The sequence below is a fragment of the Candidatus Atribacteria bacterium genome, from assembly GCA_011056645.1.
Classification (GTDB): Bacteria; Atribacterota; Phoenicimicrobiia; order Phoenicimicrobiales; family Phoenicimicrobiaceae; genus Sediminicultor; species Sediminicultor quartus.
In genome coordinates this window covers 1-8,053 of the sequence record DSEL01000015.1, presented here as the reverse complement: position 1 = coordinate 8,053, position 8,053 = coordinate 1, and the positions used below count along the sequence as shown (strand labels likewise).

The 8,053-nt window shown below is 32.0% G+C and carries 5 protein-coding genes; all 5 read left to right on the top strand.

What is annotated here, in order from left to right; all coding sequences use genetic code 11:
* The coding region (locus tag ENO17_00840) for a valine--tRNA ligase (protein HER23604.1) at positions 1-2,481 on the top strand (2,481 nt) is incomplete at its 5' end.
* A 65-nt stretch (positions 2,482-2,546) separates the two neighbouring features.
* Positions 2,547-3,848, top strand: a complete 1,302-nt coding sequence (locus ENO17_00835; protein ID HER23603.1) for a bifunctional folylpolyglutamate synthase/dihydrofolate synthase — start codon at positions 2,547-2,549, stop codon at positions 3,846-3,848.
* Positions 3,849-4,022: 174 nt separating this feature from the next.
* Positions 4,023-4,661, top strand: a complete 639-nt coding sequence (locus ENO17_00830; GenBank protein ID HER23602.1) for a hypothetical protein — start codon at positions 4,023-4,025, stop codon at positions 4,659-4,661.
* The gene (locus ENO17_00825; GenBank protein ID HER23601.1) at positions 4,649-7,054 is read left to right on the top strand and encodes a DNA internalization-related competence protein ComEC/Rec2; all 2,406 of its coding nucleotides are present in this window, start codon (positions 4,649-4,651) and stop codon (positions 7,052-7,054) included. The genes ENO17_00830 and ENO17_00825 overlap by 13 nt, the downstream gene beginning before the upstream one ends.
* Position 7,055: 1 nt before the next feature.
* Positions 7,056-8,053, top strand: a 998-nt coding sequence (gene holA, locus ENO17_00820; protein ID HER23600.1) for a DNA polymerase III subunit delta, incomplete at its 3' end; no start/stop codon positions are given.

Genomic DNA, 8,053 nt, shown 5'->3' with positions numbered 1-8,053 from the left:
GCCTTGAATAATACTCTACAAGATATTTTAATTAGATGGAAAAAAATGCAAGGTTATAATACGCTTTGGCTGCCGGGAACTGATCATGCCGGAATTGCCACTCAAAATGTCGTGGAAAAGGAGATTGCTAAAGAAGGCAAAAGTAGGTACGATTTAGGTAGAGATCAATTTGAAAAGAGAGTATGGAAATGGAAAGAAAAATACGGAAATAATATAATTAACCAATTAAAAAAATTAGGATTTTCCTGTGATTGGTCACGATTAAGGTTTACTTTAGATGAAGGCCTTTCCAAAGCGGTAAGAAAAGTATTTGTAGAGTTGTATCAAGAAGGTTTGATATACAGAGAGAATTATGTCATAAATTGGTGTCCGAGGTGTCAGACTGCTTTGGCTGATATTGAGGTTGAATCAGTTGAAGAAGATGCAAATCTATATTATATAAATTATCCCATAAAAGATTCTCGAGGAGAGATAATCACGGTAGCTACTACCCGTCCAGAAACCATGCTCGGCGATACCGCAGTAGCAGTTCATCCTGATGATAAAAGATATCAAAAATTTATCGGTAAAACTGCCATATTACCTTTAATGGATCGTGAAATTCCCATAATAGGAGATAATTATGTTGATCCTGAATTTGGTACAGGGGCGGTAAAGATAACCCCAGCTCACGATTTAAATGATTTTGAATTGGGAAAACGCCAAAAACTACCCATAATCAATATATTAAACAGTGATGGTACAATGAATGAACAAGCCGGAAGTTTTAAAGGCTTACCGGTGTATAAATGTCGTGAGGTAGTTTTAAATGAATTAAGAAAAAAAGGATTTTTAAATAGAATCGAAGATTATAAGCACTCTATCGGGCATTGTTATAGATGCGGAACTATTATCGAACCCTATCTTTCTAAACAATGGTTTGTAAAAATGAAGGAAATTGCTGAACCGGCAATCGTGGCTGTGGAAGAAGGTAGAATTGAATTTATACCTAATCGCTGGGAAAAAGTATATTTTGAATGGATGCGAAATATTAAAGATTGGTGTATCTCACGTCAGTTATGGTGGGGACATCGGATTCCGGTTTGGTATTGTCAAGATTGCGAAGAAATAATTGTAGGATTAGAGGATCCTACGATATGTAAAAAATGTGGAAGCCATAATTTAGAGCAAGATCCAGACGTTTTAGATACCTGGTTTAGTTCTGCTTTGTGGCCGTTTTCTACCTTGGGCTGGCCGGAAGAGACAGAAGATCTAAAATGTTTCTATCCGACTTCTGTATTAGTTACCGGTTTTGATATTATTTTCTTTTGGGTTGCTCGAATGATAATGATGGGATTAAAGTTCCGCAATGAAGTACCCTTTAAGAAAGTTTATATAAATCCTCTTATTAAAGCTGCAGAAGGTAAGAAAATGAGCAAATCCAGTGGAAATGTTATTGACCCTTTAACAGTGATCGATGAATACGGCGCAGATACTCTGCGTATTACCCTGGCCTCTTTAACTATACAGGGAAATTATATCTGCCTATCAGAAGAGAGAATTAAAGGATTCAGGAATTTTACTAACAAAATATGGAATGTTGCCAGATTTTCTATCATGAATCTACAAGATTTCGATATTGACCAAATAGAAGAAGAAAAATTAAAAATGTCCTTGGTCGATAAGTGGATAATTAGTAAGTTAAATGAAACCATTAAAAAATCCACCGAGTACCTCAATGAATATAAATATGGAGAAACCGCTAAAACTATTTATGAATTTACCTGGAACGAGTTTTGTGATTGGTACATAGAGTTTAGTAAATCAAAATTACATCAAGAGCAAGGTACAACAGAAAAACAAACAACTCAATATGTTCTTTGGTTTGTTTTAGAAAATATTTTAAAGCTTTTACACCCGTTTATGCCTTTTATCACTGAAGAAATATGGCAAAGATTGCCACATAGAGGGGATAGTATCATGGTTTCACCCTGGCCAAAATATAAAGCAGAATACCGGAACAAAAATGCAGAAAATAAGTTGGAGAAAATAATGAGCATCATAAAAACGATAAGAAATATTAAGTCAGATATGAATATTCCCTATAGCAAAGAAATCGATTTATGTTTAAATATTAATGAAAAAGATAGTTTAAAGCTAATAGAAAAAAATATTGGTTATATTAAAACCATGATTAAAACAAAATCATTAGAAATAGGATCCGGGATAAAAAAACCCTTACATTCGGCAACCGGAATTCTGGAAGGGGTAGAAATTTTTATTCCCTTAAAGGAGCTAATAAACATTCCGGAAGAAATAGCTCGCTTAGAGAAAAAAATGAATAAAATAAATAATGAGCTGAATACAATTTGTAAAAAGATTAATAATTCTGATTTTCTATCCAGAGCTCCTGAGGATATTATAAAGAAGGAAAGAGATAAAGCGAATGATCTAAAGGATATGAAAGAAAGATTAGAAAATAATCTGAAAAGTTTTAATTAAAGTAAATTAGCGGATAACGTGAAACGTAAAGTGTAGAGTTAGAAAAGAAGAAGAAGGTAAATGTGATCACTTATTTAGAAGCATTAGATTATATTTATGACCTAACTAAATATGGTATAAAATTGGGATTGAAAAATATAAACTATTTGCTTTATCTTCTTGGTGAACCTCATAAAAGATTGAAAATAATTCATATTGCCGGAACAAATGGAAAAGGTTCAACCTGTTCCATAATTAGCTCAATTCTGCAATCTGAAGGTTATAAAGTTGGTCTTTATACTTCTCCTCATTTAGTTAATTTTACCGAAAGGTTCAAAATAAATAATAAACCAATAAATAAGGAAAAAGTATGTGCGTTGTTAGAAAAAATCAAACCTTGCGTAAACAAGGTTAAAAACACGCCTTCTTACGGTCATCCCACTTTCTTTGAAGTAATTACTTCCATGGCTTTTCTCTATTTTTTTGAAGAGCAGGTGGATTTTTTGGTTTTAGAGACAGGATTAGGTGGAAGATTAGATGCTACGAATGTTTGTGAGCCTTTAATTTCGGTCATTACTCATATTGATTATGATCATATGGATAAATTAGGGAATAGCTTAAAAGAAATTGCCCGAGAAAAGGGGGGTATTATTAAATCGGGTGGAATTGTAATATCTTCCGAACAATACGAAGAAGCTTATAAGGAGATCAAGGTGATCGCTGATGAAAAGAATTCCTTAATTTACAGTGTGGGGAAAGAAATAATTTTCCAAATAATAACCTCCAATCTTAAGGGTGTTACCTTCGATTTAAAAGGAATTGATCATGAATATAAAAAACTTCATATTCCTTTATTAGGCAGACATCAAGCAGAGAATTCTGCTGCTGCTATTTCGGCTGTAGAAGCACTTAAAATTCGGGGAATAAGCATTTCAGAAAAAGCGATAAGAACCGGTTTGGAAAAAGTTAAGTGGACTGGGAGATTAGAAGTTATCCAAAACAATCCTACATTAGTATTAGATGGAGCACACAATCCCAATGGAATAAAGATAATGCGAGATGCCATGAAAGAAATATTTTTCTATCAACGGCTTATTTTGCTATTAGCTATTTTTTCCGATAAAGATTACAAAAAGATGATAGAAATAATAGTCCCTGAAGCAGATATGGTTATTGCTTCTCAGACCAATAACCCTCGAGCAACTCCTGCTCAGTTAATTGCACAAGAAGCGGCACAATATATTGAACAGTATAAAATAATAGTTACTGAAAATATTCCACAGGCTATTATCTGCGCTCTTGAGAATGCCCAAGAAAATGATTTAATATGGATAACAGGATCACTTTATACCGTAGGCGAAGCAAAGAGGTACTTTAATATCCATTAACCGATTCCCCAATTAATTGATGAACTGGTAAATCGGAGTATCGGTTAATTATATTATGTTGTATCTTTAATTTAATACTAACGACTATTCACTATTCACTAACGACTAATTTAATTGGGGAATTGGTGCATTGGTGAATTGGTAAATTAATACTAAAGTAAGGAGAGTTTATAAATGTTTAACCTTTCCAATCAAGAGAAAATTACCATAATACTGGTATTGGTATTAATAATAATCGGTTTAGGGATAGTGGTAAATAAAAATATCAACAGAGAAGATCATTTTATAGTGAACCGTGATTCGGATATTTTAAAAAATACTTCCGTATCAGCTATACCAATAGAGGATCTCTCGGTAATTATTCATGTCGCCGGAGCCGTTAAAAATCCCGGAGTGTATCAATTAAAACCAACCGATAGGATCATTGATGCCGTAAAAATTGCCGGAGGAGCGACCGAAAAGGCTAATTTGGATTTAATTAATCTTGCTGCTCTACTCAAAGATGGCCAAAAAATAATTATCCCGTATAAAACTTATAGTGAAGCCGGTGAAGAAATCAAGGCAAATATTAATAACCCTGTAGTAAGTGCCTATTCATCTTCTCCGCTTTCTAACCTCCCAAAAATTAACATTAATACCGCTAACGCAGTAATGTTACAAACTTTATCTGGAATTGGACCGGTTCTTTCAGAAAAGATCATAGAATATAGAAATCAGAATGGATTATTCGGAGTGATTGAAGACATAAAGAACGTTTCAGGAATCGGAGAAAAAAAATTTGAAGGAATTAAAGATTTAATTTGTGTCCAATAAAAAATAGTTCTTCTGATATTAGATTAAAGGTTATTAGGCCGCTACCGATAATTTTAGCAATATATATATTTGGAGTAATCTTTGCTAAATTCATTAATACTAACCTAACATTTTTAGCTTCAATTATAATAGTTTTAATTTTAATTTCTATTATCAGTCTCTTAAAGAAATGGAACACCACCACTGCATTATGTTTTTTCATAATATTTTTAATCGGTATCTTCAATTATAATCTTCATTCTAATCCTCTTACTAACAATCATATTGTAAATTTCATAGAAGACAGAAATTCAACCATTATTGGTACGGTTTTAGATAAAGAGTATTATCCTAATCAAGATAAAACTATTTTTAAAATCAAAGCTCACCAGATAGAAAGTGGAGATAAATGCATTGGGACTCATGGGTTAGTTTTGGTGAATACCTATTTGGCTAACTGCCCGTTTAAATACGGGGATGTACTCGAAATTAAAGGAAAGTTAGAAAAGCCTAAAGGTCCTATGAATTTTGGCGAATTTGATTATGGGTTCTACCTGGCTCGAGAAAAGATCTTTACCTGTCTGAATGTCTGGCAAGAAAAAGATATTCGAAAAATAGGAGAAAACAATTTCAATTTTTTAGTATTCTTTTCACGGTTAGCGAGAAATAAAATAGATGAAATTACCAATAAGACTTTACCACAACCTTACAATTATCTTCTTGCCGGTATGTTATTAGGAGAAAAAGGTTTTATTCCTCCTGATTTTAAGGAGCTGTTTTCCGAAGCAGGAATTATGCATATCTTGGCAGTTTCCGGTTTACATGTTGGCATAATTGCTATGACTTTACTGGCATTTTTAAGCCTATTACAATTACCAAAGAACCTTAAATTGTTTATCTTGATATTAATTCTCTTCCTCTATGCATCTATCACTGGTTTTCGTCCTTCTGTATTGAGAGCAACTATTATGTTTGTTTTATTAATAACGGGAAAATTAATTAATAGAAATAGAAATCTTAATATTTCTCTATTTTTTGCCGCTTTTATTATCTTATTAATTAATCCTTTGAATCTATATGATGCGGGTTTTCTTTTATCCTTTATAGTAACTTTTTCTATCATCAATTTATCGCCGGTATTGCAAGATTTATTTTCCAAGATCGTAATTGGGATTAAAAATCCTCTGGCAGTATCCCTGGCTGCCTGGATAGGAATTTTTCCGTTATCTGCCTATTTTTTCACTAAAGTATCGATTATTGCTATTATTTCTAATATATTTATTGTTCCTTTAACCGGGGTAGCGGTAATCTTAGGACTGGTAACCTTTTTTTTGGGATTGGTAAGTATTTTTCTCGCGGATATTATTGCTAATATAAATTATCTAATGTTAAACCTGATAGTTTTAATAGCAAAGTCATTTGCTTCACTTCCTTTGGCCTTTGTTTATGTTGCCCAGCCTTCTATTATGGCTATTATTTTATATTATCTGGTGGTATTTTTTATTATTGAAATATTCTATAAGAAAAAGCTATTCCCGAAAGAAAAGAAAAATGCTGCCTTCTTAGTATTAGCAATTACTTTGATTGCCATCACAGTTCAAGTATTTTCTCCTACCGATGAGTTGGAAGTTAATTTTATAAATGTGGGTGAGGGAGATTGTATTCTGATTAATACTCCTAATACGTTAAATATTTTGATCGATGGAGGGGGTACTCCTCAAAGTGATTTTGATGTGGGAAGAAAGATCGTCATACCGTACTTAAGAAGAAAGGGGATAGGTGAGATTGATTTGTTAATCTTAACTCACCCCCATATAGATCATCTGGAGGGATTATTACCGCTGCTAAGGGAAATTAAAGTAAATAGAGTATTAGATAGCGGATTACCCTGTAATTCATTAGAATGTCAAGAATTTTATTCTCTGATAATAAATAAGGGAATACCCTATTATAAGGCCAGACCCGGAGATAATTTTATTTTTAGTAATCATTTGGAAATATTATTGCTTAATCCTTTGTATGATGTTGATTACTACGAGGAATCGGATTTTAATAATGCTTCGATTGTGGTAAAATTATTCTATAAAAATGCAAATTTTCTTTTTACCGGGGATATTGAAGAAACTGCTGAGGAAAAATTGTTAGTCTGGCAGGATATCTTGCAAAGCGATATATTGAAAGTTAGTCACCACGGAAGTGCAACTTCCACTAATTTAGAATTTTTGGCTAAGGTTGATCCCAGCATTGCGGTTATTACTGTAGGCAAAAATAATTTTGGTCATCCTTCGGAAAACACTATAAAAAAGTTAGAAGATAGAAATATACAGATTTATCGAACGGATGAAGATGGAACTATAATTATAAGAACAGACGGTCAGGAATACTGGATAAGAACTTCAAAGGAAAATAGTTAAAATGAATTCAGGAAAATATATGAATTACGAAAGTATGTTGAACCTTATCAAAGAAGATAAAATATATCCGGTGTACCTATTTTATGGAAAAGAAAATTACTTAAAAGAAGACATTTCCAAAAAAATTAAAAACAAAATATTTGGCTCTTCCTATAGTGAGTTAAATTACCATGTTTTCTACGGCGAAAAATTGTCTATTAATGAAGTAATAAATGATTTTGATACAATACCCTTTATGTTAAAACATAAATTACTGGTTATCAAAGAAGCAGATAAAATTAATAAAAATGATGAGATAAAATTAGCCAATTATTTTAAAGAATTAAGTTTAAAAAATAATTTTTCTTCTTTAATAATTATTTATAAAGATAACAGCCCGAGTAAAGAACTGATTACTGTCATTAAAAAAATAGGGGTAGTAGCTAATTTTAATCTTCCTGATAAAGCAAGATTATCTTTTTGGATAAAATCTAAATTCAAAAAGAGCAATAAAAAAATCACTCCGGAAGCTTTATTTTATCTTCAATCTATAGTTGGTTCTGATTTAGGCTGCCTTTTTAATGAAATAGAAAAGATAGACATTTATACCAAGGAACAAAAAATAATTGAAAAAGAAGATGTGATGATAACTTTGGGGGGTTCAGAGGGAGTAAATATTTTTAAAGTATTAGATTCTATTGGAGATAAAGATATCAATAATGCAATAGATGGCCTGGTAAAATTAGATCAAGGGAATCTTCATTATCTATCTATATTTGCAATGATATACCGGCAAATAAAACTTATACTTCAAACTAAATTATTACTGAGAAAAGGAGATAATTTTAAAGAAATTGAAAAAAAACTCAAACTTCCTTACTTTGTAGTGGAAAAAATGATCAGGCAATCAAAAAAATATACTTTTAAGGAAATCACTAAAGCTTATGAATTATTGAATATTGCAGACTTAGAGCTTAAAGATAGCCAGAAGGGACCCAAGATTATTTTAGAAGAATTAGT

Bases quoted from the DNA above. Each gene is read 5' to 3' on its own strand.
- ENO17_00830 (HER23602.1), top strand. From the start codon at position 4,023: ATGTTTAACCTTTCCAATCAAGAGAAAATTACCATAATACTGGTATTG.